The sequence below is a fragment of the Actinoplanes sp. NPDC000266 genome, assembly GCF_042899005.1.
In the GTDB taxonomy this organism is placed as follows: domain Bacteria; phylum Actinomycetota; class Actinomycetes; order Mycobacteriales; family Micromonosporaceae; genus Actinoplanes.
In genome coordinates this window covers 417,338-441,309 of record NZ_JBIAZI010000002.1, presented here as the reverse complement: position 1 = coordinate 441,309, position 23,972 = coordinate 417,338, and the positions used below count along the sequence as shown (strand labels likewise).

The window sequence follows — 23,972 nt, the reverse complement described above, 5'->3', positions numbered from 1 at the left end:
GATGGACACCGCGCGTTCCCTGCAAGCTTGGCTCGCCGATCTGCGCTTCACCGACCTGAGCAACGACCAGGCGACGGCCCGGGTCATCGAGGCGATCACCGACTGGGCGACGTCCTCGGGCTGGCGGGTCTACCGGCGGGCGCCGAGCGTCTTCCCGCTGCCGCCACCGCTGAAGGGCAACTCGGTGCTCGACGTGGCCTGCGCCCGCCCGTCGGCGGCGCCGATCGCGATCGAGGTCGACCGCCTCGACCGGCCCCGCACGGTGGACAAGCTGCTCGCCGAGGCGGCGGCCGGGCGGGTGGCGATCTGGGTCCGCTGGGGCGCGGGCCCGTTCACCCCGCCGCCGCTGCCGGTGCACATGGTGACCCGCCCGGCGGTCCGCAAGTCGGGCGCCTGGTCCACCGTCGCCGAGCTTCCACCGCCGCGGCACTCGGCCGCCACGATAGAGCCCTCCGCCCCGGCGGAGCTGCCCGGATTTGGGAGGGACCAGTGAGCGAGTCGCCGCAGCGGCGGGCCTGGCGCGTCACCGAGCCGATCCACGCCATGATCTATTTCGTTCCCGAGGCCCCTTCGCGGTACGCCACGTTGGGTGTCGGGCCGTCCGACGGCTACTTCGCCTCGCGCGGCGCCGTCTTCGGCCCCACCGGCCCCGAACTGGTCACCGCCACCTTCTACAACTTCAACCCCAGCCTGATCGCCCGGGCCCTGCCCGCGGTCTGGGCGAAGGCCGATCCGGCCGCGATGGTGCGGGCCCGGCTCGAGGCGGCCGGCGCCGCGCTGACCCGCGGGCTGGGTGCCGAGACGCTCGCCTCACCCGAGATGGCCGAGGCGGCCGGGCTGGCCCGGCGGGCGGCCGAGGCGGCGGCCGCGTGGCCGCAGGGGCGCCCGCTGTTCGCCGCCCACCTCGGCCTGGACTGGCCCGGCGAGCCGCACCTGGTGCTCTGGCACGCGCAGATGCTGCTGCGCGAGTTCCGCGGCGACGGCCACGTGGCGGCGCTGCTGGCCGCCGGGATCAGCGGCCTCGAGGCGCTGGTGCTGCACGTCGCCTCGGGCGAGATGGACGAGCGCTTCCTGCGCCTGAGCCGCGGATGGGGCCGGGATCACTGGGCCGGCGCCGCCGATGCCCTAAGGAACAGGGGCCTGCTTGACGAAGACGGTGACGTGCTCACCGACGCGGGCCGTGAACTGCGCGCGTCGGTGGAGGCGGTGACCGACCGGCTGGCCCAGCCGGCGTACGACGCGATCGGGATCGACGCGTGCGTACGCCTGGCCGAGCTGACCCGGCCGATGAGCCGCACATTGGTGAAGGCCGGGATGCTGAGCCCGGCGGTCTACACGGAGGGACGATCGTGAGCACCGGGGTTGTGACCGTCGGACATCCCGCCTCGTGGTGGGCGCAGTTCCAGGAGGTCTCCGAGCGTTTCGACGCCGCGACCGCGGCAGAGGGGCTCTCCGACGCGATCACGCCGAAGATCGCCTCGCCGCTGCTGCGCCGCGAGGCCGAGATCGCGGCCGAGGTGGTCGTCCGTCACCTCAACAAGCCGGCCAGCGAGGAGCTCGCCGAGCGGGCCGCCAAGGGCACCGAACGGCTGGTGGCCACGGTCGAGCGCCTCAACGAGCGCTCGACCGGGGACGCCGGCACCACCGAGGCGTACGCCCTGGTCCATGCCTTGCAAGGCCGTTTCGCCGAGGCGGCCGCCGAGATCGAGCCGGTGGTCGGCACCCAGGCCCTCATGAAGGTCTTCGTGCACGCGCTGCGGCTCGAGCAGTTCGACTCGGCGCTGGCCCTGCGGCTGCTGCGGGCCGGGCAGCGGCCCGAGATGGCCGTACGGTCCGGCCTGGCCGTCGGCAAGTACGGCTGGTGGCCGACCTGGCTGCTGAAGGTGGTCACCGAGCGGGCCATCGCGGGCACGCTCGACGCCGAGACGATCACCGCGCTCGACCAGTGCGCGTACGCCGACCTGAGCCCGGCCCAGGCCCGCATCGCCAAGCGGCTGCTGGCCGGCGACGAGCAACTCGTCGACTCGTCCGCGCACCGCCTGGAGAACCTGGGCGAGCATGACGCGGCCGGCAAGCTGCGCCAGGGCGACCTGACCTCGGTCGCCCTGGCGGCCCGCTTGATCACTGAGTAGTCACGCGCCGCCCTCGGTGAGGGTCACGGTGGCCGGCTGGAACGACGTGCCGTTGACGTCCACGCCGGCCGCCTTGGCCGCGGTGATCGCCTGGTTGATGTAGTCGTTGGTGTAGGCCAGCCCCTCCGGCGCCTTGGTGAGCACGGTGTCGCCGGTCTGGTTCCTGGTGGTCATCGAGATGTCAACGGTCTGCTTCCAGGCGGCGTCGTCGATGACGCCGATCCCGCCGGTGGACGGCCAGATCAGCTTGTTGGTCTCGTTCATCTGCCACAGCTGGTGGCTCTTGCCGAGCTTGGACCCCTTGGCCACGACAAGGTCGCGGCACTTCTCGGCGTTGTCCCGGCAGAACGCCCAGCCCTTGATGGTGGCGGTCAGGAACTTCACGGTCTGCTGCTGGTAGGCGGGGTCGCTGAGCTTCTCGGTGTTCGCCCAGACGGCGTCCTGGAGCATCGACGAACCCTCGGCCTTCCAGTCGATGATCGAGAAGTCGTCGGCGGTGTACAGCTTGCCGGTCTGCGGATTCTTGGCCTCGAGGAGCTGGGCGTACTCGTTGTAGCTCATCGCCTGAGCGGCGTCGATCTCCTTCTTGAGCAGCGCCTGCATGTCGAACTGCTGCTGCACGAGGGTGACGTCCTTGCCGGGGTCGAGGCCGGCCTTGGTCATGCCGGCGAAAAGTTCGTACTCGTTGCCGAAGCCCCAGTTGCCGACCTTCTTGCCCTTGAGATCGGCGGCGGTCTTGATGCCGCTGTCCTTCCAGGCGACCTGATAGGTGCCGGAACGCCCGAAGATCTGCCCGACGTCGGTGATGCCGGCGCCCTGCTCGCGGGAGGCGAGGGCCTTGGGGACCCAGGCCACGGCGTAGTCGGCCTTGCCCTGAGCGAGGACGGTCTGGGGGACGATGTCGACGCCGCCTTCGAGCAGTTGTACGTCGAGGCCCTGCTCCTTGTAGAAACCCTGGTCCACGGCGGCGATGTAGCCTCCGAACTGGGCCTGGTAGAACCATTGAAGCTGGAGCTTGATCGGGGTGAGGGCGCCGCTGGCCGCCGGCGTGGCCGAATCTTCGTCGGCCGTTCCGCAGCCGGTCAGGATCAACGCGGACGCGGCGGCAATAGCAGTAAATATCCGGATTCGTCGCATGGATACCTCCGAAGTTTGCGTGAAATGCGGGGGTCAGGCGATGAGGCGGGTTCGCCAGGGCATGGCCAGGCGTTCCAGCAGGAGCGTGGTCAAGTAGAAGACGAGGCCCAGCAAGCAGGCGCCGACGACGAAAGCCCAAGCCCGGGGGTACGCGGTGAAGGCCGCCGCCGATGTGATCCGCGAGCCCAGGCCGGTTTGCAGGCCGCCGAAATATTCGGCGACCACGGCGGCGATGACGGCCAGCGACGAAGCCTGGCGCAGGCCGGTGAAGACGTACGGGAGGGCGCCCGGCAGCCGGACCTTGCGGGCGAAGGTCCAGCCTCCGGCGGCGTACGTGTGCATGAGCTCCCGGTGGATCGGGTCCACCTCGCGCAGGCCCCGCAGCGTGTTCACGAAGACCGGGAAGAACACGATGATCGCGGTGACCAGGCGGCGGGGGATGCTGCTCGTCGACTCGAACATGTTGTTGAGGATCGGGGCCAGGGCGATGATCGGCAGGGCGTTGAGCACCGCCGCGAACGGGATGGAGATCTCGGTCAGCGGCGTGAAACGGCTCGCCACCATGGCCGCCAGCACGCCCAGCACGGCTCCGGCGGCCAGGCCGATCAGCGCGTTCGTGCCGCTGGCCAGGGCGGCCTCCCACACGTTCTGCTTCTGGGCGACCAGCTCGCGCCAGATCGCTGACGGCGCGGGCAGGATGAACGGGGCGATCCGCCCCAGTGAGACGACGAGCTCCCAGGCCACGATCGCCAGCACCCCGACGGCCACGGGTGGGAGGACAGCGCGCAGCCACCTCATGAGACGGTCTTCAGTTCGGTGCCGCGCAGCGCCTGCCGGACCTCGGTGATCTTGTCGAAGAAGGCGGGGGACTGGCGGCCCGCGTCGTCGCGGCTGGGCAGGTCGACGGTGACCGAGGCGGTGATCCGGCCCGGGCGGGCCGACATCACGACCACCCGGTCCGACAGGAAGACCGCCTCCGAGATGGAGTGGGTGACGAAGACCGTGCTCGTGCCGGTCTTGGCGCAGATGGCGAGCAGCTCCGACTGCAGGCGTTCGCGGGTCATCTCGTCCAGGGCCCCGAAGGGCTCGTCCATGAGAAGCAGAGGCGGCTGTACGGCCAGAGCCCGCGCGATCGCCACCCGCTGCTGCATGCCGCCGGAGAGCTGGGCCGGATAGTGCCCGGCGAAATCGGACAGGCCGACCAGGGCCAGCATCTCCTCGGCCCGGGCCTTGCGATCCGCCTTGCCCATGCCCCGCAGTTCCAGCGGCAGTTCGACGTTGCGGAGCACGGTCCGCCATTCGAAGAGCCCGGCCTGCTGGAAGGCGATGCCGTACGCCTGTTCCTTGCGGGCCTGGCCGGCGCGCTTGCCGGCGACGGTGACCGTGCCGGTGGACGGCTCGATGAGATCGGCGATCAGCCGCAGCAGGGTGCTCTTGCCGCAGCCGGACGGGCCGATGAGCGACACGAACTCGCCGTCGCCCACGGTGAGGTCCACGTCGGACAGTGCGGTGACCTCGTCCGTACGGCCGCGATTGAAGATCTTTGTCACGGAAGAAACGACGACCGCGCTCATAAGGTGACCACCTCCACGTGCCTTCGGTGCCGCATGAGCGGCAGCTCCAGCAGGCTGACGAGACCGGCGACGACGAGGCCGAGCAGGGCGGCGCCGAGCATCGCGGTGTAGACCTTCGCGGGGTCCGAGGTGGCCTCGCGGGAATATTCGATGATGAGGCGGCCGATGCCGCCCCGGGTGCCGGTGGAGATCTCGCCGACCACCGCGCCGACCACCGCCGCCGCCCCGGCCAGGCGCAGGGCCGGGAACAGGTACGGCAACGACGACGGGAACCGCAGCTTGACCAGGGTGCGCCACCAGCCGGCGGCGTAGCTGCGCATCAGCTCGACCCCGCTCGCCGACGGGGACTGCAGGCCGCGCAGCATGCCCACGGCCACCGGGAAGAACGCCAGGTAGGCGGCGATCACCGACACCACCGCCCAGGCCGGCATGATCGTGCCGCCCCAGCCGGCCACCAGCGGGGCGAGGGCCACCAACGGGACGGTCTGGCTGAGGATGACGTACGGCAGCAGGCCGCGCTCGACGATCCGGAACCGTTCCATGGCGACCGCCAGCAGCAGCCCGATCAGGGCGCCGATGACGAAGCCGGCGGCCGTGATGCCGAGCGTGAACAGGCACGCCCGCACCACCACGATCCAGACCGGCCGGCCGCCCGTGAGCTCCGGGCGGCCGAGCCGTTCGAGGACGGTCCACAGGTGGGGCATGGAGAGGTCGTCGGCGCGCGGCAGGACCCGTACCCCGAAAAGCACTGTCCCCTCGGGGTTTCCGACGACCTTGTAGCCCTCCCAGAGCACGACGGCGACGGCGAGCCCGAGGACGGCGTACAGAACCTTCCTCACGAGAGCGCCGGGATGATGTGGTCGCCGTACGCCCGGAGGGTCTCCTCTTTGGCGTCGTGCTGGAGATAGACCGCGAACTGGTCGACGCCGAGCGCGCGCAGCTCCTCCAGGCGTTTGAGATGTTGCTCGACCGGCCCCAGGACGCAGAACCGGTCGACGATCTCGTCCGGCACGAACGTGGTGTGCGTGTTACCGGCCCGCCCGTGCTCGGCGTAGTCGTAGCCCTCACGGCCCTTGATGTAGTCGGTGAGGACCTGCGGCACCGTGCCGTCCGAGCCGTACCGGGCCACGATGTCGGCCACGTGGTTGCCGACCATTCCGCCGAACCACCGGGTCTGTTCCCGCTGATGGTCAAGGTCGTTCCCGACGTACGCCGGCGCGGCCACACAGAACTTGATGGCCATCGGGTCCCGCCCGGCCGCCTCGGCCGCCCGCCGGACCGCGCCGATCATCCAGGCCGCGATGTCGGGGTCGGCGAGCTGGAGGATGTAACCGTCACCCACTTCGCCGGTCAGGGCCAGGGCTTTCGGCCCGTACGCCGCGACCCAGACCTCCAATCGGCTGTCCGGCGCCCACGCCAGCTGTTGCTCCTTGCCGCGCAGCATCACCTTTTCGCCGTTGGCCAGGCCGCGGATCACCTGGACCGATTCGCGGAGCTGCCCGAGCGTCTGCGGCGTCGCCCCCAGCACCCGCAGGGCCGAGTCGCCCCGGCCGATGCCGCAGATGGTGCGGTTGCCGTACATCTCGTTGAGGGTCGCGAACAGCGACGCCAGGACCGTCCAGTCGCGGGTGCCCGGGTTGGTGACCATCGGGCCGACGATCACCCGCTCGGTCTCGTCGAGGATCTTCGAGTAGACGACGAACGGCTCCTGCCACAGCACGTGCGAGTCGAACGTCCACACGTGACTGAAACCGGCCGCCTCGGCCTGCTTGGCCAGCTCGACCACCTGCATGGCGGGCGGGTTGTTCTGGAGTACCACTCCGATGTCCATGGGCATTCCTCCCCTCAGACCAGGTAGTCGGAGAGCGAGCGGGGAACGTACTTGCCGCGGCCGGCCCGGCCCAGGTATTCGCCCCCACGGGCGATGACCTCGCCGCGGGACAGGACAGTGTCGACCTTGCCGTCGATCTCCCAGCCCTCCCAGGCCGAGTAGTCCATGTTCATGTGGTGGGTCTCGACGCTGATTCTTGTACGCCCGTTCGGGTCGTACACGACAATGTCGGCGTCCGAGCCGGGCGCGATGACGCCCTTCTTCGGGTACATGCCGAACATGCGGGCCGGGGTGGTGGCGATCGTCTCGACCCATCGCGCGAGGGACAGCTTGCCGTCGACCACACCTTGGTAGAGCAGGTCGACCCGGTGTTCGACGCTGCCGATGCCGTTCGGGATCTTCGAGAAGTCGCCCAGGCCCATCTCCTTCTGATCTTTCATGCAGAAGGGGCAGTGGTCGGTCGAGACCACGGACAGGTCGTTGGTGCGCAGGCCCTGCCACAGGTCGGCCCGGTGGTTCTCGTGCTTGCTGCGCAGGGGAGTGGAGCAGACCCACTTGGCGCCGTCGAAGCCGGGCGCGCCCAGCTGGTCCTCCAGCGTCAGGTACAGATATTGCGGGCACGTCTCGGCGAAGACGTTGCGGCCCAGGTCGCGGGCGGCCTTCACCTGTTCCAGGGCCTTGGAGGCGCTCAGGTGCACGATGTAGAGCGGGCAGTCGGCGGCCACACTGGCCAGCCAGATGGCCCGGCTGGTGGCCTCGGCCTCCAGCTCCTGGGGCCGGGTGATGCCGTGGAAGATCGGATCGGTCTCGCCGCGTTCCAGGGCCTGCTTGACAAGGACGTCGATCGCCGGGCCGTTCTCGGCGTGCATCATGATCAGGGCGCCGTTGTCGCGGGCCTTCTGCATGGCCCGCAGGATCTGCCCGTCGTCGGAGTAGAAGACGCCGGGATACGCCATGAAGAGCTTGAAACTGGTGATGCCCTCACTGGTGACGAGCTGGTCCATGGCCTTGAGCGACTCGTCGTCGACCCCGCCCACGATCATGTGGAAGCCGTAGTCGATGTGGCACGTGTCCGCCGTCTTGGTGTGCCACGCGGCCAGTCCGTCCTGCACCACTTCGCCGTACCGCTGAATGGCGAAGTCGATGATCGTGGTGGTGCCGCCGATGGCGGCGGCCCGCGTGCCCGTGTCGAAGGTGTCGCTGGCCTCGGTGCCGCCGAACGGCATCTGCATGTGGGTGTGCGCGTCGATGGCGCCCGGGATCACGTACTTCCCGGTGGCGTCGATGATCTCCGGGCCCTCGGGGGCGCGGCCGGGGGCGAAGATCGCGGCGATCGTCTCGCCGTCGATCAGGACATCGGCGGCGTACGGGCCGGTCGTCCCGATGACGGTGCCACCCTTGATCAGCGTGCTCACAGCTCCACCGTCCGCGTGTAGCTCTCCGGCCGGCGGTCACGGTAGAACTGCCAGCGCTCGCGGACCGTCTTGATCAGGCTGAGGTCGAGGTCCCGTACGATCAGCTCGGGGTTGTGGGTGTCACCGACCTCGCCCACGAACTTGCCCTCGGGATCGGCGAAGTAGCTCTGGCCGTAGAAGTCGTCGTCGCCGAGCTCCTCGATGCCGACCCGGTTGATGGCGCCGATGAAGTACTCGTTGGCGACCGCGCTGGCCGGCTGCTCCAGCTGCCAGAGATAGCTGGACAGGCCGCGGCTGGTGGCCGACGGGTTGAAGACGATCTGCGCGCCGCCCAGGCCCAGCTCGCGCCAGCCCTCGGGGAAGTGCCGGTCGTAGCAGATGTAGACGCCGACCTTGCCGACCGCGGTGTCGAAGACCGGGTAGCCGAGGTTGCCGGGACGGAAGTAGAACTTCTCCCAGAAGCCCTTGACCTGCGGGATGTGGTGCTTGCGGTACTTGCCGAGGTAGGAGCCGTCGGCGTCGACGACGGCCGCGGTGTTGTAGAGGACGCCCTCCTGCTCCTTCTCGTACATGGGCAGCACCATCACCATGCCCAGCTCGGCCGCGAGGGCCTGGAAGCGCTCGGTGGTCGGGCCGGGGATCGACTCGGCGTACTCGTAGTAGGCGGCGTCCTGCACCTGGCAGAAGTACGGCCCGTAGAAGAGCTCCTGGAAGCAGATCACCTTGGCGCCCTGTGCTGCGGCGTCGCGGGCATAGTCCTCGTGGGCCTTGATCATCGATTCCTTGTCGCCCGTCCAATTGGTCTGGACGAGGGCGGCGCGAACGACGTCGGACATGACTGCTGCCCCTCTCAATTGATCTTTATGAGCGTTCACACGGCCGAAACAGGCCTGTGATCGTGTGTCTACTCCCTGCTATAGCCCCTGCGCTAGGGCTTGCTTGTCTCGCTCTGATGCCGTAGGACACTAACGACACAGATTCATGCGAACAATTGCCCGTACGTAACGGAATGTTTCGGAGAGGTAATTTGATCGGGCCATTACTGGACGCTGTGGACGACCGCAGCGCCCGGGGAATCGCTGCGGCCGTGAGCCGGATGATCACGGCCGGGGAATTGCCGGTGGGGGAGCGCCTGCCGACGGTCCGCGACGTCGCGCGGTCGCTCCGGGTCAGCCCGACGACCGTCAGCGAGGCGTGGCGGAGCCTGACCCGGGCCGGGGTCCTCCAGACGCGCGGGCGGGCCGGGACGTTCGTCGCCGCGCGGGTCATGCCACGTCGTTATCAGCAGATGGGGTCGGCCGGGGTGGCCGAGCGGGACCTCTCCACGGGTGTTCCCGACCATGATCTGCTGCCGGATCTGACCGACGCGCTGAAGCGGATCGGGGACGGGCGGCTGACGTCGAGCTATCTCGGCGCGCCGGTGCTGCCGGGCCTCGAGGAGGTGCTGCGGGCGCGATGGCCGTTCCGGCCCGAGGCGCTGACCGTGGTGGACGGCGCGCTCGACGCGATCGACCGGGTGATCGGGGCCGCCGTTCGCTTCGGTGATCACGTGATCGTGGAGAACCCGGCCTTCCCGCCGTTGCTGGACCTGTTGCAGACCGTGGGCGCGACCGTGATCGGCGTGCCGGTCGACAAATCGGGGATGTCGCCCGAGGGACTCGAGGCGGCGCTGTCGGCCCACCCGGCCGTCGCCGTCTTCCTCCAGCCGCGGGCGCACAACCCGACCGGGGTGAGCATGACGGCTTCCCGGGCCGCCGCCCTGGCGAAGATCATCGAGGCGTTCCCGTCGGTGCTCGTGGTCGAGGACGACCACGCGGGCGACATCGCGTCGGCCCCGCCGGTCAGCCTGGGCACGCCGCAGACCGTGCACGTGGCCGGCTTCAGCAAGTCGCACGGCCCCGACCTGCGGCTGGCGGCGGTGGGCGGCCCGGCCCGGCTGATCGCGGCGGTGGCCGACCGCCGCCTGCTGGGCCCGGGCTGGTCGTCGCGCCTGCTCCAGGCGGTCCTGCTCGACCTGCTCACCGACCCCACGGCCACGGCCCAGGTGGCCGACGCCCGCGACGCCTACACGGCCCGGCGCTCGGCCCTGCTGGCGGCCCTGCACGCCCGGGGAGTGACCGCCACGGCCGACGACGGCATCAACCTGTGGATGGCCGTCGACGACCAGCAGATCGCGATGGTCTCGCTGGCCGCCCACGGCATCGCGGTCGCCCCCGGCACCCCTTTCTGCGTGACCCCCCTGCCCTCCGACCACGTCCGCATCACCGCCGGCCTGGTCGCCGCCGACGTCGCCCCGTTGGCCGACGCCCTGGCCGCCGCGGCCTTGCTGGACACGCGAGGCAGCGGCCCGCGCACCCGCCCCCACCCGCGCGGCTGGCGATGACCGCGCCGCCCGCACCGCACTGCGCCGCCCGCACCGCGCCGCCCGCACCGCGCCGCGCCGCGCCGCCGCCAGCCTGGCCCCACCCATTTCGCATTTCGGATTTATCCGGTTTATCGCCTCGTGAAGGAGCGACCATGAGCGACGACCTGCTGGCCCGCCACAAAGCTGTGCTGCCGAGCTGGATGCCGACCTACTACGGCGATGACGCCCTCGAGATCGTCTCGGGTGACGGCCGGCGGGTCACCGGCAGCGACGGCCGGTCCTATCTCGACTTCTTCGGCGGGGTGCTGACCACGATGGTCGGCTACGACATCCCCGAGATCAATGAGGCTGTTCAGCGGCAGCTCGCCACTGGTGTCGTACACACCTCGACCCTGTATCTGATCCGGCAGCAGGTCGAGCTGGCCGAGAAGATCGCGCGGCTCTCCGGGATCCCCGACGCTCGGGTCTTCTTCACCAACTCCGGCACCGAGGCCAACGAGACCGCGCTGCTCATGGCCACCAACCTGCGCCGCTCCAACCAGATCCTGGCCATCAAGAACAGCTATCACGGGCGGACCTTCGCCACCATGGCCGTCACCGGGCATCGCAGCTGGTCCTCCAGCGCCCTCACCCCGCTCAACGTCTCCTGGCTGGCCTCCGGTGACCGGATGCGCGGGCGGATGGCCGGCCTGAGCGGCGACCAGATCCTCGACGCCGCCGTCGACGACCTGCGCGAGGTCCTCGCCACCGTCACCTCGGGTGACGTGGCGGCGCTGATCGCCGAGCCGGTGCAGGGTGTCGGCGGGTTCGTCGCCGGACCGGACGGCCTGCTCGGGGCGTACCAGAAAGTCCTGTCCGAGACCGGGATCCTGCTGATCGCGGACGAGGTGCAGACCGGGTGGGGCCGCACCGGCGAGCACTTCTGGGGCTATCAGGCGCACGGCGTCACCCCCGACCTGATCACGTTCGCCAAGGGCATCGGCAACGGCTTCGCCCTCGGCGGCGTTGCCGGGCGGGCCGAGGTGATGAACGCGGTGCCGGCCATCAGCTTCTCCACCTTCGGCGGCAACCCTCTCTCGGCCGCCGCCGGCAACGCCGTGCTCGACTACGTGCTCGATCACGACCTTCAGGCCAATGCCGCCCGTACGGGCGGCATTGTGCTCGACGGCCTGCGCGCGCTCGATCTTCCGATCGTGGGGGAGGTGCGCGGCAAGGGCCTGATGATCGGCGTCGAGATCGTCCATCCGGGAACGACCGAGCCCGACGCGGCGGCCACGCTGCGTGTCTTCGACGAGTGCCGGGCCGGTGGTCTGCTCGTGGGGAAGGGCGGACTCTACAGCAATGTGCTCCGGATGGGCCCGCCTCTGACCCTGACCGAGGCCGAAGCACGTGAGGGTCTGTCCATCTTGTCCGCCGCGCTGCGCCTGGTAGATGCGGAGAGCCGCATCTAAAACTGTGTTTTGTCCGGACAGCGCGAACTTTTGCTAGATCTGAAGAAACTTAGCTTCACTTTCGACGAAACAGATCGGTAACCTATCGAACGACGTCGTTCGATAGGGAGATCGCAATGCCGCAGTCACTGAACCGTCGTCAACTCCTCGGCGCCGCTGCGGCGGCCGGCGCCGCGGCGACCATCGCCGTTCCCGGAGCCGCTCAGGCGGGCGGCTCCCACGGGGGCCACCTCAGCCGTGTCCCGCTGGACCAGATCAGCGTGCAGCTCTACACGCTGCGCAACCAGCTCGCGATCGACCTCGACGCGAGCCTCGCCGAGCTTGCCGAGATCGGCTACAAGCGCGTCGAGCACGCCGGCTTCGTCGGCCGCACCGCCGCGCAGTTCCGCGCCGCCCTCGACAAGGCCGGCATCCGTGCCACCTCGGGCCACGTCGGCATCCCGCAGCCGTGGAACGCCGACACCTGGAAGCGTGCTCTCGAGGACGCGGCCATCGTCGGCAACAAGTTCATCGTCCACCCGTTCTTCGGGCAGGGCGCCAACGGCCCGATCCGCGACGCCGCCGTCTACCGGGCGTTCGCGGCCGACCTGAACAAGGCGGGGGCGCTCGCCCGCAAGGCCGGGCTCCAGTTCGGCTACCACAACCACCACGCCGAGTTCTTCCGGCAGAACGGGACCAGCCGCACCGGCATGGACATCCTGTTCGGCGAGACGGACCCGCGCCTGGTGCACTTCGAGGTCGACCTCTACTGGGCCTTCCGGGGCGCGCACGACCCGGTCGACCTCATCAAGGAGAACCGCGGCCGCATCAAGCAGGTTCACGTCAAGGACCTCGACGTGAACGCGAGCTTCGCCGACCCCGGCGACGGGCTCATCGACTTCGGCCGCATCTTCGACCACTCGAAGGAAGCGGGACTCATCGAATACATCGTGGAGCGTGACGACGCCGGCTCTCCGCCGCGTACGCCCGAGCAGGCCCTCGTGACCGCCGAGCGCGGTTTCGACTACCTCGCCGGATTGAGGTTCTGATGATTCGTAAGCTGTCCGTTCTCGGCGCGATCAGCGCCGTGGCCCTGGTGGCGCCCAGCGCCGCCGTGGCCCATCCGTCGCAGCCGGCCCAGCCGCTGCCGCCCTCCTCCGACTTCCAGAAGGTCACCCTCAACGACTTCCCGGGTGAGCCGATCGCCATCGCCGTGCTGCCGGACAAGCGCGTGCTGCACACGGCCCGCACCGGACAGGTGCGCATCCACGAGCCGGCCACCGGCCGCAACGTGCTCGCCGCGACGATCCCGGTCTACCTCCACGACGAGGAGGGCGTGCAGGGCATCGCGATCGACCCCGACTTCAAGCACAACAAGTGGGTGTACGTCTACTACTCGCCGGTGCTGAACACGCCGGCCGACGACCCCACCACGCCCCAGGTCAACGAGGGCGACGCTCCGACCGAGGGCACCGCGGCCGACTTCGCGCCGTTCAAGGGCCACCTCCAGCTGTCCCGCTTCAAGCTGGACGGCAGCACACTGCGGCTGAACACCGAGCAGAAGATCCTGCGGGTGCCGGTCGACCGCGGCCAGTGCTGCCACGTCGGCGGCAAGATCGACTTCGACAGCAAGGGCAACCTGTACCTGTCGACCGGTGACGACTCCAACCCGTTCGCCTCCGACGGCTACGCGCCGATCGACGAGCGGGCCAACCGCAACCCGGTCTTCGACGCCCAGCGCAGCGCGGCCAACACCAACGACCTGCGCGGCAAGGTGCTGAGGATCAAGGTCGGCAAGAGCGGCGGCTACACGATCCCCAAGGGCAACCTCTTCAAGCCGGGCACGGCCAAGACCAAGCCCGAGATCTACGCGATGGGCCTGCGGAACCCGTTCCGCTTCACCATCGACCCCAAGACCGACGTGATCTACGTCGGTGACTACTCGCCGGACGCGCAGAACGCCAACCCGGCGCGTGGCCCGGCCGGACAGGGCCGCTGGCTGGCGATCGACAAGCCGGCCAACTACGGCTGGCCCTACTGCGCCGACGCCGACAAGCCGTACGTGGACTACGACTTCGCCACCGGCGTCTCGGGCGCGCCGTTCAACTGCGCCAAGCCGGTGAACGAGTCGCCCAACAACACCGGTCTGCGCAACCTGCCGCCGGTCGAGAAGGCGGAGATCGCTTACTCGTACGGCGTCACGGCCGCCTTCCCCGAGCTCGGCACCGGCGGCATCGGCCCGATGGGCGGACCGGCCTACGACTACGACAAGCGGCTGAACTCGCGGACCAAGTGGCCCGAGGCGTTCGACGGCAAGCCCCTGTTCGCCGAGTGGACCCGCGACTGGGTCAAGGCGCTCACGCTCGACCGCCGCAACCAGGTCACGAAGATCGAGTCGGTCCTGCCCGAGCTCGTCTTCGACAACCCGATGGACCTCGAGTTCGGCCCCGACGGCGCGCTCTACGTCCTCGAGTACGGCGACGGCTACTTCGCCGAGAACCCGGACGCGCAGCTGTCCCGGTTCGACTACGTGCGGGGCAACCGCACCCCGATCGCCAAGGTCGCCGCGACGCCCACCTCGGGCCAGGCGCCGCTGACGGTCCAGTTCTCCAGCGCCGGCACGGCCGACCCGGACGGCGACGCCCTGCGGTACGAGTGGTACCTGGACAACGACAACCGGGTCGACTCGCGGTCGCCGAACCCGACGTTCACCTTCACGGCGAACGGCAACTACCGCCCGACCCTCAAGGTCACCGACAGCACCGGCCGGTCCTCCTCGGCCGAGGTGATCCTGCCGGTCGGCACGGCGGCCCCGACGGTCACGTTCACCAGCCCGCAGGCGGGCCAGCCGTTCCAGTTCGGTGACACGGTGAACTTCCAGGTCCAGGTGACCGACGACCAGCCGGTCGACTGCGCCCGGGTCACGGTGACCTACGTCCTCGGCCACGACCAGCACGGACACCCGCTGTCCACGGCGTCCGGCTGCACCGGCTCGATCACCACGTTCCTGGACGCCGGTCACGCCGGCGCCTCGAACCTGACCGCGGTCTTCGTGGCGTCGTACACCGACACCGGCGACCCGGCTCAGACCGGCACGGCGACCGTCGTGCTCCAGCCCACAGCGTAAGAAGTTGGCGTTTCACCCGGCCGGGCTGTATAGCCCGGCCGGGTGAAGTGTTTTCCGGTCCGAAACTCCAGGTGTACGACAGGTTAACGACGACGCAACATTTAGATGCTGATCACACGAACCTTCCGTGATCGCGCGGCTCAGGCGAATCTGGCTTCGTGACAGAGTCAACGGTCATTCTGGTGCTGGTGGTGGTCACCGCCCTCGGGTTCGACTTCACCAACGGGTTCCACGACACCGCCAATGCGATGGCCACCTCCATCGCCACCAAAGCGCTGCGGCCGAAGGTCGCCGTTGCCCTCTCGGGCATCCTGAACCTGATTGGAGCCTTCCTCTCGGTCGAGGTCGCGCTCACTGTCAGCAACGCCGTTGTCAAGATCCAGAATTCGGACGGTACGCCCAAGGAGTCGCTCACCGCGAACGGCGGCGAAGCGCTCCTGCTGATCATCCTGGCCGGCCTGATCGGCGGCATCATCTGGAACCTGCTCACGTGGCTGCTCGGCCTGCCCTCGAGCTCCTCGCACGCGCTGTTCGGCGGCCTCATCGGCGCCACCATCGCCGGCCTCGGCTGGGCCGGCGTCAACTGGAACGGCAACGGCACCAAGCTCGACGGCGTGGTCGGCAAGGTCCTCCTGCCGGCCGTGCTCTCCCCGGTCATCGCGGGCGTCGTGGCCGCGGCCGGCACCTGGCTGATCTACAAGTTCACCATCGGGGTGGCCAAGCGCTTCACCGACAACGGCTTCCGGTGGGGCCAGATCGGCAGCGCCTCCCTGGTCTCGCTGGCGCACGGCACCAACGACGCGCAGAAGACGATGGGCATCATCACCCTCGCGCTGATCGCCACCGGCGACTGGACGGACACCAAGAACATTCCGTTCTGGGTGAAGGCGTCCTGTGCGATAGCCATCGCGCTGGGCACCTACCTCGGCGGGTGGCGGATCATCCGTACCCTCGGAAAGGGTCTTGTCGAAATCGCCCCTCCGCAGGGCCTGGCCGCGGAATCGTCCTCGGCGGCGGTCATCCTCGCCTCCAGCCATCTCGGCTTCGCGCTCTCCACGACCCACGTGGCCACCGGCTCCATCCTCGGCTCCGGCGTCGGCAAGCCCGGCGCCCAGGTCCGCTGGCGGGTGGCCGGCCGCATGGTCGCGGCCTGGCTGATCACGCTGCCCTCGGCCGCGATCGTGGGCGCCCTGATGTGGTGGGTCAGCGACGTGATCGGCGGCCTCACCGGCGCCATCGTCATCTTCGTGCTCCTGCTCGCCGCCGCCGGCTTCATGTACCTGCGCTCGAAGCAGACACCGATCGACCACAACAACGTGAACGACGAGTGGGACGCGTCTTCCGCGGAAGACACCCGCGAGCCGGCGAAGACGGGGGCCTGACCGATGAGCAACCTGGGATTCGCCCTCGAGGGCGCCTGGAAGGTCCTGGCCGCCGGCCTCATCCTCGGCGCCGGCCTGCCCGCGCTCTTCGCGCTCGGCATCCGCTCCCTGGCCTGGGGCGCGGGCGGCGAGGCGGAGGAGTCGCACGCCCGCCCGAACCCGTTCGGAACGGTGCTGGGCTACGTCCTGTTCACGATCGTTATCCTCGGCGTGCTGCTGGGTATCACGTTCATCGTGGCGAGCGGTTTCGGCAAGACGATCAGCTTCGACCACATCTACCCGACGATCGTGGACAAGTGATGACCGACTCCCGCCAGAACTTCCTGAGCCGAGCCATCGACTGGTTGCGGGCCGGATATCCCACGGGTGTGCCGAGACAGGACTACGTGGCCCTGCTGGGCCTGCTGCGCCGGACCTTGACGGAGGACGAGGTCCGCAAGATCGCCGCCGACATAGCGGCCCAGTCCGAGACCACGGGCGGCAGCGACCCGATCACCGCCGCCGACATCGAAGCCATGATCAACGACGAGGTCCTCCAGGCCGCCACCCCGGAGGACATCGTCCGCGTCTCGGCCCACCTGGCCGCGGGCGGCTGGCCCCTGGCCGACCCACCGCGCGATTAGACCGCCGAGGGCCGGCGGCGCAGGACGGGAATGTCCCGCCCGGTGCCGCCGGTCATCGAGTCGTAGCGCGCCACCATGTCGAAGGCGCTGGTAAGGGCGGGAAGCTCCGCCGAGCGCCATCTCCGGGCCGGAACGATCTCGTCCACCACAAGCTCCGCGCCGACCGTCATACGCACGCGAACCTGCTCCACGCGAGTGACAGGGTCGTAGATGTCCTGCGGCGAGCCCCACTGAGTCCGTACGGCCGTCCCGTCGCTCACCACCGTCCAATCGGGAGGCGCTCCACCGGAGGCCAGGTCGACGACGAGCAGCCCACCCGGCACGAGATGCTCGGCCGCCCGCCCGAGGAAGGCGCCCATCGCCTCATCGGTGAGCAGCAGCGAAGCCGAGTCGAGCAGAAGCAGCACCAGATCGAACCGCCCGGCGAGCCGGAAAGCGGTCATGTCGCCCCGAACGACGTCGACGGCCAGCCCGGCCGCCCGAGCCCGCTCACGGGCAGCGGCACACATGGCGGGGGAGAGGTCGAGCGCGGTGACCGAGGCTCCACGCCGAGCGAACTCGAGAGCGTGGTCCCCGGGCCCCGAGGCCACTTCGAGCACCTGCCCGGGCGAGCCACCACGATGCCGGGCGAACCACGCACACAGCACGTCAGCCTCGGCCGAGATGTCCCGATAACCGAACGCGACCCGATACGCCTCAACGGCGTCGAAGACCTTCTCCATCGCCTCTATGATCGCCGGACGTTCGAACGCTTCCGCAAGTTCATCCCCGACAACGACCACACCCAGGCCGACGTGCGGCTGCGCCAGGCGCGCGACCGGGCGATGGACGGCGACTGGGCCGCGGCCGTGCAGCTGCGCAGCCGGCGGCTGGCGGTGCTGGGCATCGCCGCCGGGCACGTGCCGCAGTGGGTGGGGTGACGCGAACGTCGCCATCCTGCGGGCCGAGGGCCTGAGGGAACTGGCCGGGCGACCGCCCGGGACCCGTACCACCCTGACGGCGGTGACCTTCCTCTGCGAGAAGTGGTACGGCTCGCATGAGGAGATGTTCGCGGCAGCCCGGGTCCCGGCCGAGGCACCCAGAAGCTGCTCGTCGCGATCGGCCGGCACCTGGGCAGCGTCCCGGCCTACGGTTACTTCTGGATGCGACAGTCCGAGGGTTTCCGGACCGTCGTGAAGTGGGCCCGGTAAATCGGTGGCGCCCGGATCCGCGCCTGACGAAGATGCGGTGATGTCCGGTAAGCCTGAGGGATTCACCTACCGTCTCCGCAAGAACGGGGACGTGGAGGTGCTGCATCAGGGCCGCCCCGCCTCGGTGTTGCGAGGAGCGGCCGCGGCCCGCTTCCTGCAGGACGTGGAAAGCGGCGACCCGCAGGAGTTGATGGCCCGCATAACCGGGAACTACCGGCACGGCAACGAGCGCACGGCCAGGAACCACCCCCGCAACCGGGGCCGCTAGGACCCGCGGACGAACATGGAAAGAGCGACACCATGGTGAGCTGGGTGGACGGGGCGATCGACGATCCGCGGCCGGCGCCGGACACCGCGGTGGAGTTCCTGGCAGTCGCACAGATCCATCAGGGTGCCGCCCCGGGTCCCGGCCTCGATCGACCTGCCCGACGGCTTCGGCATCGCGGTCGATCATCTACTGCATTTCGAGGATGCGCCGTTCGTGAGCAACATCGTCGCGGCGATCTTTCCTCTCCTCGATGTGCTGGACGAGGGGATCATCCCGTTCGCCGCCGACGTGGGCGGCGACTTCTTCTGCTTCGACTACCGGGCTGACGAGGATCGCCCGTCGGTCGTCTTCTGGAGCGTGGATTGGGGCGTTGTGCCACTGGCGCCGGACTTCACCGGATTCCTCACCATGCTCGGTGGATAGTAGTGCCTCATCTTTGAACGTTGGCCGTGTAATTCGTCGGTTCTGAGCACGTTTCGGGCAGGCAATCCCTCTCGCTGTTGTGTGGGAGGTGGTGCCGGGTAGGCCGACGCCCGGAAGTGTTCGTGCGGGCACTGTCGATGGCCGGGGACGAAGATCCACTACCGGAAACGCTCGGGCGAGTCTCTCGACTTCGTCAAAGGCCTACGCCGTCGCTGGCCCGACCAGACGCTGCACCTGATCCTGGACAACTTCTCCCCGCACGAACATCCCACCGTCCGGGCCTGGTGCCAGGCCAATGATGTTGAGCTCCTGGCTGAACTGGATCGAGGCCGAGTTCGCCGCCCTGCGCTACTTCGCCCTCAACGGCACCGACCACCTGTCACACGAAGAGCAAGACGCGGCGATCGGTGACTGCATTCGCTGGCACAATCAGCGCGCTTTATTTTGATTGGCGTGATCGTTTCTTTGCTGTCGATCTCCGGGGTGCGGGATAATGGTTCATGGCGCAGCTGGGGTTCTTTTCGAGGTCGGTTATTGCTTCTATGCGGGATTGGTCGGGCGTGCCTAGTCATTCGCCCGAGATGGTGGAGTTCCGGCGTGGTCAGGACGAGCGGCGGCAATGGGGTCTTAAACGACGCCATGCGTTGAAGTTGTGTCGCTTGCATGGTTGTTCTCGGTTGTGTGGGGAGTTGGGTCTGCATGATTCGACCGAGCGGATACCGCCGTTAATTTGGGATGACGAGATCAACTGGGTGCGGGGCGGGTCCGTTGAGCAGGCGATGGCGGCTTCCGGCTCGGACGGTGTGCCGCGGGCTGCGCGGTCCAGTGCGGAGAGGCCGGTCGGGGCCGACACGGTAGTGCAGGTCGAGCCGGCCGCCCAGGTCGAGCCGGCCGCCCAGGTCGAGCAGGCCGCCCAGGTCGAGCAGGCCGCCCAGGTCGAGCAGGCCGCCCAGGTCGAGCAGGCCGCCCAGGTCGAGCCGGCAGTCCCGGCCGAGCCGGCAGTCCCGGCCGAGCCGGCAGTCCCGGCCGAGCAGGCAGTCCCGGCCGAGCCAATCGCCACGGCCGGGCAGGCAGCACGGGCCGAGCCGGCTTTTTGCGGGGGCCGAGTTGCTGGGATGGGTGGATTCTCTCGCGTCGCTCGTAGGCGCCGGTCGGGTCGTTCGGATCGGGCGGATCGTGTCGTTTTGCCGGTGGCGTGCGATGGTGGACGCACGCGGAATGGCAGTGGCATCACGAAATGATCGGCGGCACCGGAATGGCGACAGGGTGATTTAAGCCGTCGGCTGTAGCGTGCCGCTGATGCTTCATTGATGACTGCCTTTCACGGCATACCGTGCGTCGCCCGGGTGCTGCGCGGCGATCGGCCCGACGTGTCGAGGCGGGCCGTCATAGCAGTTGCGGAAACGTCAGCGCTTGACGTCGTAGACCAGCTTCACGATGCCGTTCGGGTATGTCTCCGAGTCTCGCAGGGTCAGCATGTGCTTGTCGCGGTCGGCTCGGTCGAACAGGCTCTTGCCGGCGCCCAGCAGGACTGGGAAGACGAGGAGGTTGTACTGGTCGATCAGGTTGGCGTCGGACAAGCGGCGGGCCAACTCGGCGCTTCCGTGGATGAAGATGGCGCCGCCCTCGTTTTCCTTCAGGGCTGCGACGTCCTTTGTGGAGCGCAGAATGGTCTGTGGACCCCAGCCGTCGACCAGGGCGTCGTCGGGAAGGGTGGATGAGACGACGTACTTGGGAAGGTCTTTGTAGTTGACGTGGTCCTCCGAGGTTGGCCAGACCGGGGCGAACGCCTCGTAGCTGCGGCGGCCGAACATCAAGGCCGTTGTGTCGGCGAGCTCCTCGCCCTTCAGTGACCACGCCTCGGGGACGAACTCCAGGTCCTTGAAGACCCAGCCGCCGCTGCGGTGGCCCTCGGAAGGGCCTCCGGGGGAGTCGATGACGCCGTCGAGCGACATGAAACCGGTGTAGACGACTTTGCGCATGGGGCGACGCTAGAGCGTGGCCGCGGTTGCTGTCTTGGACGGAAACGACAGGGTCAGTACAGGGAGCGGCGCAGCTCTCGTACGGACGTGGGCTCGCTGATCCGTACCGGCTGGCCGATCTTGCTGTAGGTGGTGGTGAGGGCGATGGGGCCGCGGTCGCCGCCGAAGATGAGCGTGATGGCGGAGACGTCGCCCTTAGCGTCGGTGTTCACCGTGTACTTCACCCATGTCGACACCTTCGCGAAGCGGAACACGGGAGCGCCGAGGGGCACGTACGTGAGCTCGGACGGTTTGGTCTCCAGGCGGGCCTCGCCCTGATAGGTGCCGGGAGTCAGCCGCCGCGCGTTGTGGATGGCGGCGGTGAAGCGGGCGAGACCGCCGGGATCCTTCGGGTCGGCGTAGCGGTAAGGGTTCGCCGGCTTGAGCCGGACCGGGTAGGCGTGGGTCCAGAAGGAGTTGCCGTCACGGTTCTCGTAGCTTTCGTCGCCGATCAGGATGACCTTGCGGGTCTTCGCGTCGTCGCCGCCGGAGATGGTGAAGGTGCGGCTGTCCTTGCGCGCCTGGGGGTCGTGAGCGCCGGAGGCGCGGTATTTCTGCCCGGTCCAGTAATCGCCGCTGACGGTGTACGTGTACGTCGAGGCGGACAGGCGCCGCAGGGCAGCCTTCACCGCCTCCTTGGGCGGCAGCTGAGTGGGCGACGGCGCGGCGGCCGAGGGCGCGGCGGCCGAGGGCGAGGGTGACGGTGCGGCGGCGGTGGCTTCAGGGCCGGTGCACCCGGCGAGAAGGACTGTCGCGATCAGCAGCAGAGAGGCCCGTGACAACACCGGGGCACAGTAGACGATCAGCGGCCGATCTCGGCCCGGTAAGCCTCGGTCAACGCGCCCAGCACCGACGGCGTGCCGGGCGGGCGGGGGAGACCCAGGTGGAGTTCGCGCAGCTCGTCCATGAAGTCGTCCCACAGCGGCGGGCCGCCCCGTTCCAGGAGCTCGGCCCGGATGGCCAGCTCGCGGGTCACCGGGAGGTGGCGGCGGCCCCAGGCGCCCAGGTGGGCCAGGACCGGGACCAGCTGGATGGCGGGCTCGGTCAGGCTCAGGCGGATGCGCTGCTTGTGGGTGGGGTCGGGGGCTGACGTGATCATGCCCTGGTCGGTGAGGCGGGCCAGGCGGTCGGCCAGGATGTTGGAGGCTATGCCCTCCTCCGACTCGGTCAGCAGGGCGCGGAAGTGGCGCCGGTTGCCGAACATCATGTCCCGGATGATCAGCAGGGACCACTTGTCACCGAGGACCTCCAGGGAGAGGTTGATGGGGCACCCGGAACGGTGATCGGCTGTCACGTCGTACGTCCTTTCGCGGAACCGCTTGCAGTTTACAACCGGTCGCCCTAGCGTGTGTGCTCATGGCCTACATCACCTGTGACCTGGCGATCTCCATGGACGGATTCTCCTCGGGCCTGAACCAGAGGCTGGAGAGCCCGTTCGGGGACGGCCCGGTCGACATGCTGCACAAGTGGATGTTCGAGACCGCCGACGAGAACGCGGAGGAGATCGCGGCGATCGTGGCCGCCGACGCCTTCATCATGGGGCGCAACATGTTCAGCCCCGGGCGGGGCGACTGGGATCCGGGCTGGAAGGGCTGGTGGGGCGACGACCCGCCGTACCACAAGCCGGTCTTCGTCCTTACCCATCACGAGCGTGACGATCTTCCGATGGAGGGTGGCACGACGTTCCACTTCGTCACCGGCGGCGCCGAGGAAGCCTACAAACGGGCCGTCGAGGTCACCGGCGACGGCACGATCTCGATCGCCGGCGGCGCCACCACGGTCAACCAGTTCCTCCGGGCCGGCCTGATCGACGAGCTGCGCCTGCACATCGCGCCGGTGACCGTCGGCGCCGGCGACCGCCTCTTCGCCGGCGTGCCCCCGCTGCACTTCAAGCAGGTGTCGGCGCGCGCCGCCTCGCTGGTCACCCACATCACCTACGTGCGAGGAGAAGCCGGCAGCCCGGGGTGATCAGGTCGGTCGAGACGACGGTGAAGCCGGCCGCGGCCAGGTCGGCGCGCAGAGCGGGCAGCGGTGTGGTGCGGTAGTACATGACGAACGGGGGGCGCCACACCGCGTTCCGTACGCGCATCGCCACGTCGAAGCCGAGTGTGGCCACGCCCGCGGCCGAGGCCACGGGTGGCACGTCGCCCAGCGGGAAGGCGAACAGGCCGCCGGGGCGCAGGGCGCGGCGCACGCCCTCGAAGACGGCCGGTCTCTCCTCGGGCAGGAAGTGGCCCAGGGCGCCGAAGGTGACCGCGAGGTCGAACTCGGCGGCGAAGGGCAGGGCCCGGGCGTCGGCCCGCACCAACGTCGACGCGGGGTGGGCTCGGCGGGCCGCGTCGAGCATGCCGGCGCTGAAGTCGACGCCGGTGATCCGGGCGCAGCCCACCGACGACAGCACCGACAGGCCGGCGCCGGTGCCGCAGCAGACGTCGAGGCCCGACTCGAACGGTCCGGGAAGGGCGGCCGCTGTCGCTTCGAGCACGCCTGGCGGCGTACGGAACGGTGTGTAGTCGAATTTCGGCGCGAGGAGGTCGTAGCCGCGCTCGACCGAGGACATCGCCTGGACGAACAGTTCGCGGAGCGACGGTCCCTGTGGCGAGAACATCGCCCGAGCCTACCTACCGGCCGAGCACCAGGCGCAGCAACGTCTCGCCGTCGGGCGCGTACTGGGCACGCATCACGAAATACGGGAACGGCCACTCGTCCTCGGCGCCGCCGGCGATCGGGCGGCCCAGCGCGGCCCACAGCTTGCTGCGGCGGCCGATCGTGCCGCCCCGGCCGGGGATCATGCCGGAGAACGGCGTGAACCCGTGGTCGCCGGTGAAGTGCAGGACGACGGTGGTCACCCGGTCGTCGTCGTCCACCAGCACCTCGACCCCGGTCTCGCGGGACTCGTAGGAGCGGGCGCCGGGGCGGGCCATCAGCCCGTACTCCCGGCTGGTGGTCAGCGCCCGGCCTTCGAGCAGGTTCTGGCCGAGCAGTTGCGTCAGGTCACCGTTCGCCATCGCTGGCCTCCTTCGGCGCGAACGGTAAGCGCAGCCCTCTAACTCT

General features: G+C 69.1%; 29 protein-coding genes. 16 read left to right on the top strand and 13 right to left on the bottom strand.

Features of this window, described 5'->3' with window-relative positions; translation table 11 throughout:
• The first annotated feature begins 1 nt into the window (after position 1).
• The 3 genes from ACFY36_RS08385 to ACFY36_RS08375 are packed head-to-tail and all read left to right on the top strand — an operon-like array spanning position 2 to position 2,132.
• Positions 2 to 493, top strand: a complete 492-nt coding sequence (locus ACFY36_RS08385) for a hypothetical protein (RefSeq protein WP_499745247.1) — start codon at positions 2 to 4, stop codon at positions 491 to 493.
• The gene (locus tag ACFY36_RS08380) at positions 490 to 1,353 is read left to right on the top strand and encodes an SCO6745 family protein (protein ID WP_499745246.1); all 864 of its coding nucleotides are present in this window, start codon (positions 490 to 492) and stop codon (positions 1,351 to 1,353) included. The genes ACFY36_RS08385 and ACFY36_RS08380 overlap by 4 nt, the downstream gene beginning before the upstream one ends.
• Positions 1,350 to 2,132 carry a hypothetical protein gene (locus ACFY36_RS08375; RefSeq protein WP_499745245.1) on the top strand — a complete coding sequence of 261 codons (783 nt, stop codon included), beginning with the start codon at positions 1,350 to 1,352 and terminating at the stop codon, positions 2,130 to 2,132. Before ACFY36_RS08380 ends, ACFY36_RS08375 begins: the two co-directional genes overlap by 4 nt.
• Here ACFY36_RS08375 and ACFY36_RS08370 read toward each other — a convergent pair whose 3' ends face one another.
• Genes ACFY36_RS08370 through ACFY36_RS08340 form a run of 7 tightly spaced genes read right to left on the bottom strand, consistent with a single transcriptional unit; the run spans position 2,133 to position 8,925 of the window.
• A complete protein-coding gene (locus tag ACFY36_RS08370) occupies positions 2,133 to 3,269 on the bottom strand; it encodes an ABC transporter substrate-binding protein (RefSeq protein WP_499745244.1) in 1,137 nt (378 codons plus the stop codon). It lies immediately after the preceding gene.
• Between the two features lie 33 nt (positions 3,270 to 3,302).
• Positions 3,303 to 4,067 carry an ABC transporter permease gene (locus ACFY36_RS08365; RefSeq protein WP_499745243.1) on the bottom strand — a complete coding sequence of 255 codons (765 nt, stop codon included), beginning with the start codon at positions 4,065 to 4,067 and terminating at the stop codon, positions 3,303 to 3,305.
• The gene (locus ACFY36_RS08360; RefSeq protein ID WP_499745242.1) at positions 4,064 to 4,843 is read right to left on the bottom strand and encodes an ABC transporter ATP-binding protein; all 780 of its coding nucleotides are present in this window, start codon (positions 4,841 to 4,843) and stop codon (positions 4,064 to 4,066) included. The genes ACFY36_RS08365 and ACFY36_RS08360 overlap by 4 nt, the downstream gene beginning before the upstream one ends.
• Positions 4,840 to 5,682, bottom strand: a complete 843-nt coding sequence (locus tag ACFY36_RS08355; protein WP_499745241.1) for an ABC transporter permease — start codon at positions 5,680 to 5,682, stop codon at positions 4,840 to 4,842. The genes ACFY36_RS08360 and ACFY36_RS08355 overlap by 4 nt, the downstream gene beginning before the upstream one ends.
• The gene (locus ACFY36_RS08350) at positions 5,679 to 6,674 is read right to left on the bottom strand and encodes a TIGR03842 family LLM class F420-dependent oxidoreductase (protein WP_499745240.1); all 996 of its coding nucleotides are present in this window, start codon (positions 6,672 to 6,674) and stop codon (positions 5,679 to 5,681) included. The genes ACFY36_RS08355 and ACFY36_RS08350 overlap by 4 nt, the downstream gene beginning before the upstream one ends.
• A gap of 14 nt (positions 6,675 to 6,688) precedes the next feature.
• Complete coding sequence (gene hydA / locus ACFY36_RS08345; RefSeq protein ID WP_499745239.1) at positions 6,689 to 8,089, bottom strand: dihydropyrimidinase; 1,401 nt, start codon at positions 8,087 to 8,089, stop codon at positions 6,689 to 6,691.
• Positions 8,086 to 8,925 (bottom strand): nitrilase-related carbon-nitrogen hydrolase, encoded by an 840-nt coding sequence (locus tag ACFY36_RS08340; protein ID WP_499745238.1) that lies wholly within the window; start codon positions 8,923 to 8,925, stop codon positions 8,086 to 8,088. Before ACFY36_RS08340 ends, hydA begins: the two co-directional genes overlap by 4 nt.
• A gap of 173 nt (positions 8,926 to 9,098) precedes the next feature.
• Between ACFY36_RS08340 and ACFY36_RS08335 the strand changes: the two genes are divergently transcribed.
• The 7 genes from ACFY36_RS08335 to ACFY36_RS08305 all read left to right on the top strand — a co-directional run bounded on the left by ACFY36_RS08335 (position 9,099) and on the right by ACFY36_RS08305 (position 17,016).
• Positions 9,099 to 10,472 (top strand): aminotransferase class I/II-fold pyridoxal phosphate-dependent enzyme, encoded by a 1,374-nt coding sequence (locus tag ACFY36_RS08335; RefSeq protein ID WP_499745237.1) that lies wholly within the window; start codon positions 9,099 to 9,101, stop codon positions 10,470 to 10,472.
• Between the two features lie 134 nt (positions 10,473 to 10,606).
• Complete coding sequence (locus ACFY36_RS08330) at positions 10,607 to 11,905, top strand: aspartate aminotransferase family protein (protein WP_499745236.1); 1,299 nt, start codon at positions 10,607 to 10,609, stop codon at positions 11,903 to 11,905.
• 116 nt (positions 11,906 to 12,021) lie between these two features.
• Positions 12,022 to 12,933 carry a sugar phosphate isomerase/epimerase family protein gene (locus ACFY36_RS08325; protein WP_499745235.1) on the top strand — a complete coding sequence of 304 codons (912 nt, stop codon included), beginning with the start codon at positions 12,022 to 12,024 and terminating at the stop codon, positions 12,931 to 12,933.
• Positions 12,933 to 15,011: a PQQ-dependent sugar dehydrogenase gene (locus ACFY36_RS08320; protein WP_499745234.1), complete on the top strand. Its 2,079-nt coding sequence runs from the start codon at positions 12,933 to 12,935 to the stop codon at positions 15,009 to 15,011. The genes ACFY36_RS08325 and ACFY36_RS08320 overlap by 1 nt, the downstream gene beginning before the upstream one ends.
• Before the next feature lie 158 nt (positions 15,012 to 15,169).
• Positions 15,170 to 16,393 (top strand): inorganic phosphate transporter, encoded by a 1,224-nt coding sequence (locus ACFY36_RS08315; RefSeq protein ID WP_499745233.1) that lies wholly within the window; start codon positions 15,170 to 15,172, stop codon positions 16,391 to 16,393.
• 3 nt (positions 16,394 to 16,396) lie between these two features.
• Positions 16,397 to 16,693 carry a hypothetical protein gene (locus ACFY36_RS08310; RefSeq protein WP_499745232.1) on the top strand — a complete coding sequence of 99 codons (297 nt, stop codon included), beginning with the start codon at positions 16,397 to 16,399 and terminating at the stop codon, positions 16,691 to 16,693.
• Positions 16,693 to 17,016 carry a DUF3349 domain-containing protein gene (locus tag ACFY36_RS08305; RefSeq protein ID WP_499745231.1) on the top strand — a complete coding sequence of 108 codons (324 nt, stop codon included), beginning with the start codon at positions 16,693 to 16,695 and terminating at the stop codon, positions 17,014 to 17,016. Before ACFY36_RS08310 ends, ACFY36_RS08305 begins: the two co-directional genes overlap by 1 nt.
• Here the strand turns inward: ACFY36_RS08305 and ACFY36_RS08300 are convergent.
• The gene (locus ACFY36_RS08300) at positions 17,013 to 17,738 is read right to left on the bottom strand and encodes a class I SAM-dependent methyltransferase (RefSeq protein WP_499745230.1); all 726 of its coding nucleotides are present in this window, start codon (positions 17,736 to 17,738) and stop codon (positions 17,013 to 17,015) included. The genes ACFY36_RS08305 and ACFY36_RS08300 overlap by 4 nt on opposite strands.
• Before the next feature lie 72 nt (positions 17,739 to 17,810).
• On the opposite strand from ACFY36_RS08300, the gene ACFY36_RS08295 reads away from it, so the two are divergent.
• The 5 genes from ACFY36_RS08295 to ACFY36_RS08275 all read left to right on the top strand — a co-directional run bounded on the left by ACFY36_RS08295 (position 17,811) and on the right by ACFY36_RS08275 (position 20,138).
• The gene (locus ACFY36_RS08295; RefSeq protein WP_499745229.1) at positions 17,811 to 17,936 is read left to right on the top strand and encodes a hypothetical protein; all 126 of its coding nucleotides are present in this window, start codon (positions 17,811 to 17,813) and stop codon (positions 17,934 to 17,936) included.
• Between the two features lie 310 nt (positions 17,937 to 18,246).
• Complete coding sequence (locus ACFY36_RS08290) at positions 18,247 to 18,474, top strand: hypothetical protein (RefSeq protein ID WP_499745228.1); 228 nt, start codon at positions 18,247 to 18,249, stop codon at positions 18,472 to 18,474.
• Positions 18,475 to 18,597: 123 nt separating this feature from the next.
• The gene (locus ACFY36_RS08285; protein ID WP_499745227.1) at positions 18,598 to 18,897 is read left to right on the top strand and encodes an SMI1/KNR4 family protein; all 300 of its coding nucleotides are present in this window, start codon (positions 18,598 to 18,600) and stop codon (positions 18,895 to 18,897) included.
• A gap of 295 nt (positions 18,898 to 19,192) precedes the next feature.
• Complete coding sequence (locus tag ACFY36_RS08280) at positions 19,193 to 19,345, top strand: hypothetical protein (protein ID WP_499745854.1); 153 nt, start codon at positions 19,193 to 19,195, stop codon at positions 19,343 to 19,345.
• A gap of 133 nt (positions 19,346 to 19,478) precedes the next feature.
• Complete coding sequence (locus ACFY36_RS08275; RefSeq protein ID WP_499745226.1) at positions 19,479 to 20,138, top strand: hypothetical protein; 660 nt, start codon at positions 19,479 to 19,481, stop codon at positions 20,136 to 20,138.
• Between the two features lie 165 nt (positions 20,139 to 20,303).
• On the opposite strand, the gene ACFY36_RS08270 is transcribed toward ACFY36_RS08275, so the two are convergent.
• From ACFY36_RS08270 to ACFY36_RS08260, 3 genes are read right to left on the bottom strand one after another with little or no spacing between them, the layout of a single operon-like run.
• Entirely contained in the window at positions 20,304 to 20,879 is a 576-nt protein-coding gene (locus ACFY36_RS08270) for a dihydrofolate reductase family protein (protein WP_499745225.1), read from the bottom strand.
• Positions 20,880 to 20,932: 53 nt separating this feature from the next.
• Entirely contained in the window at positions 20,933 to 21,703 is a 771-nt protein-coding gene (locus ACFY36_RS08265; RefSeq protein ID WP_499745224.1) for a hypothetical protein, read from the bottom strand.
• A gap of 17 nt (positions 21,704 to 21,720) precedes the next feature.
• A complete protein-coding gene (locus ACFY36_RS08260; RefSeq protein ID WP_499745223.1) occupies positions 21,721 to 22,212 on the bottom strand; it encodes a winged helix-turn-helix transcriptional regulator in 492 nt (163 codons plus the stop codon).
• Positions 22,213 to 22,274: 62 nt separating this feature from the next.
• Between ACFY36_RS08260 and ACFY36_RS08255 the strand changes: the two genes are divergently transcribed.
• Positions 22,275 to 22,886, top strand: a complete 612-nt coding sequence (locus ACFY36_RS08255) for a dihydrofolate reductase family protein (protein WP_499745222.1) — start codon at positions 22,275 to 22,277, stop codon at positions 22,884 to 22,886.
• Here the strand turns inward: ACFY36_RS08255 and ACFY36_RS08250 are convergent.
• Positions 22,849 to 23,526: a class I SAM-dependent methyltransferase gene (locus tag ACFY36_RS08250; protein ID WP_499745221.1), complete on the bottom strand. Its 678-nt coding sequence runs from the start codon at positions 23,524 to 23,526 to the stop codon at positions 22,849 to 22,851. The genes ACFY36_RS08255 and ACFY36_RS08250 overlap by 38 nt on opposite strands.
• A gap of 13 nt (positions 23,527 to 23,539) precedes the next feature.
• Positions 23,540 to 23,926: a hypothetical protein gene (locus ACFY36_RS08245; RefSeq protein WP_499745220.1), complete on the bottom strand. Its 387-nt coding sequence runs from the start codon at positions 23,924 to 23,926 to the stop codon at positions 23,540 to 23,542.
• Positions 23,927 to 23,972 lie beyond the last annotated feature (46 nt).

Bases quoted from the DNA above. Each gene is read 5' to 3' on its own strand.
- ACFY36_RS08385 (WP_499745247.1), top strand. From the start codon at position 2: ATGGACACCGCGCGTTCCCTGCAAGCTTGGCTCGCCGATCTGCGCTTC.
- ACFY36_RS08370 (WP_499745244.1), bottom strand. From the start codon at position 3,269: ATGCGACGAATCCGGATATTTACTGCTATTGCCGCCGCGTCCGCGTTG.
- ACFY36_RS08365 (WP_499745243.1), bottom strand. From the start codon at position 4,067: ATGAGGTGGCTGCGCGCTGTCCTCCCACCCGTGGCCGTCGGGGTGCTG.
- ACFY36_RS08360 (WP_499745242.1), bottom strand. From the start codon at position 4,843: ATGAGCGCGGTCGTCGTTTCTTCCGTGACAAAGATCTTCAATCGCGGC.
- ACFY36_RS08350 (WP_499745240.1), bottom strand. From the start codon at position 6,674: ATGGACATCGGAGTGGTACTCCAGAACAACCCGCCCGCCATGCAGGTG.
- ACFY36_RS08340 (WP_499745238.1), bottom strand. From the start codon at position 8,925: ATGTCCGACGTCGTTCGCGCCGCCCTCGTCCAGACCAATTGGACGGGC.
- ACFY36_RS08335 (WP_499745237.1), top strand. From the start codon at position 9,099: ATGTTTCGGAGAGGTAATTTGATCGGGCCATTACTGGACGCTGTGGAC.
- ACFY36_RS08330 (WP_499745236.1), top strand. From the start codon at position 10,607: ATGAGCGACGACCTGCTGGCCCGCCACAAAGCTGTGCTGCCGAGCTGG.
- ACFY36_RS08325 (WP_499745235.1), top strand. From the start codon at position 12,022: ATGCCGCAGTCACTGAACCGTCGTCAACTCCTCGGCGCCGCTGCGGCG.
- ACFY36_RS08320 (WP_499745234.1), top strand. From the start codon at position 12,933: ATGATTCGTAAGCTGTCCGTTCTCGGCGCGATCAGCGCCGTGGCCCTG.
- ACFY36_RS08310 (WP_499745232.1), top strand. From the start codon at position 16,397: ATGAGCAACCTGGGATTCGCCCTCGAGGGCGCCTGGAAGGTCCTGGCC.
- ACFY36_RS08305 (WP_499745231.1), top strand. From the start codon at position 16,693: ATGACCGACTCCCGCCAGAACTTCCTGAGCCGAGCCATCGACTGGTTG.
- ACFY36_RS08300 (WP_499745230.1), bottom strand. From the start codon at position 17,738: ATGGAGAAGGTCTTCGACGCCGTTGAGGCGTATCGGGTCGCGTTCGGT.
- ACFY36_RS08290 (WP_499745228.1), top strand. From the start codon at position 18,247: ATGTCCGGTAAGCCTGAGGGATTCACCTACCGTCTCCGCAAGAACGGG.
- ACFY36_RS08280 (WP_499745854.1), top strand. From the start codon at position 19,193: ATGATGTTGAGCTCCTGGCTGAACTGGATCGAGGCCGAGTTCGCCGCC.
- ACFY36_RS08275 (WP_499745226.1), top strand. From the start codon at position 19,479: ATGGTGGAGTTCCGGCGTGGTCAGGACGAGCGGCGGCAATGGGGTCTT.
- ACFY36_RS08270 (WP_499745225.1), bottom strand. From the start codon at position 20,879: ATGCGCAAAGTCGTCTACACCGGTTTCATGTCGCTCGACGGCGTCATC.
- ACFY36_RS08255 (WP_499745222.1), top strand. From the start codon at position 22,275: ATGGCCTACATCACCTGTGACCTGGCGATCTCCATGGACGGATTCTCC.
- ACFY36_RS08250 (WP_499745221.1), bottom strand. From the start codon at position 23,526: ATGTTCTCGCCACAGGGACCGTCGCTCCGCGAACTGTTCGTCCAGGCG.
- ACFY36_RS08245 (WP_499745220.1), bottom strand. From the start codon at position 23,926: ATGGCGAACGGTGACCTGACGCAACTGCTCGGCCAGAACCTGCTCGAA.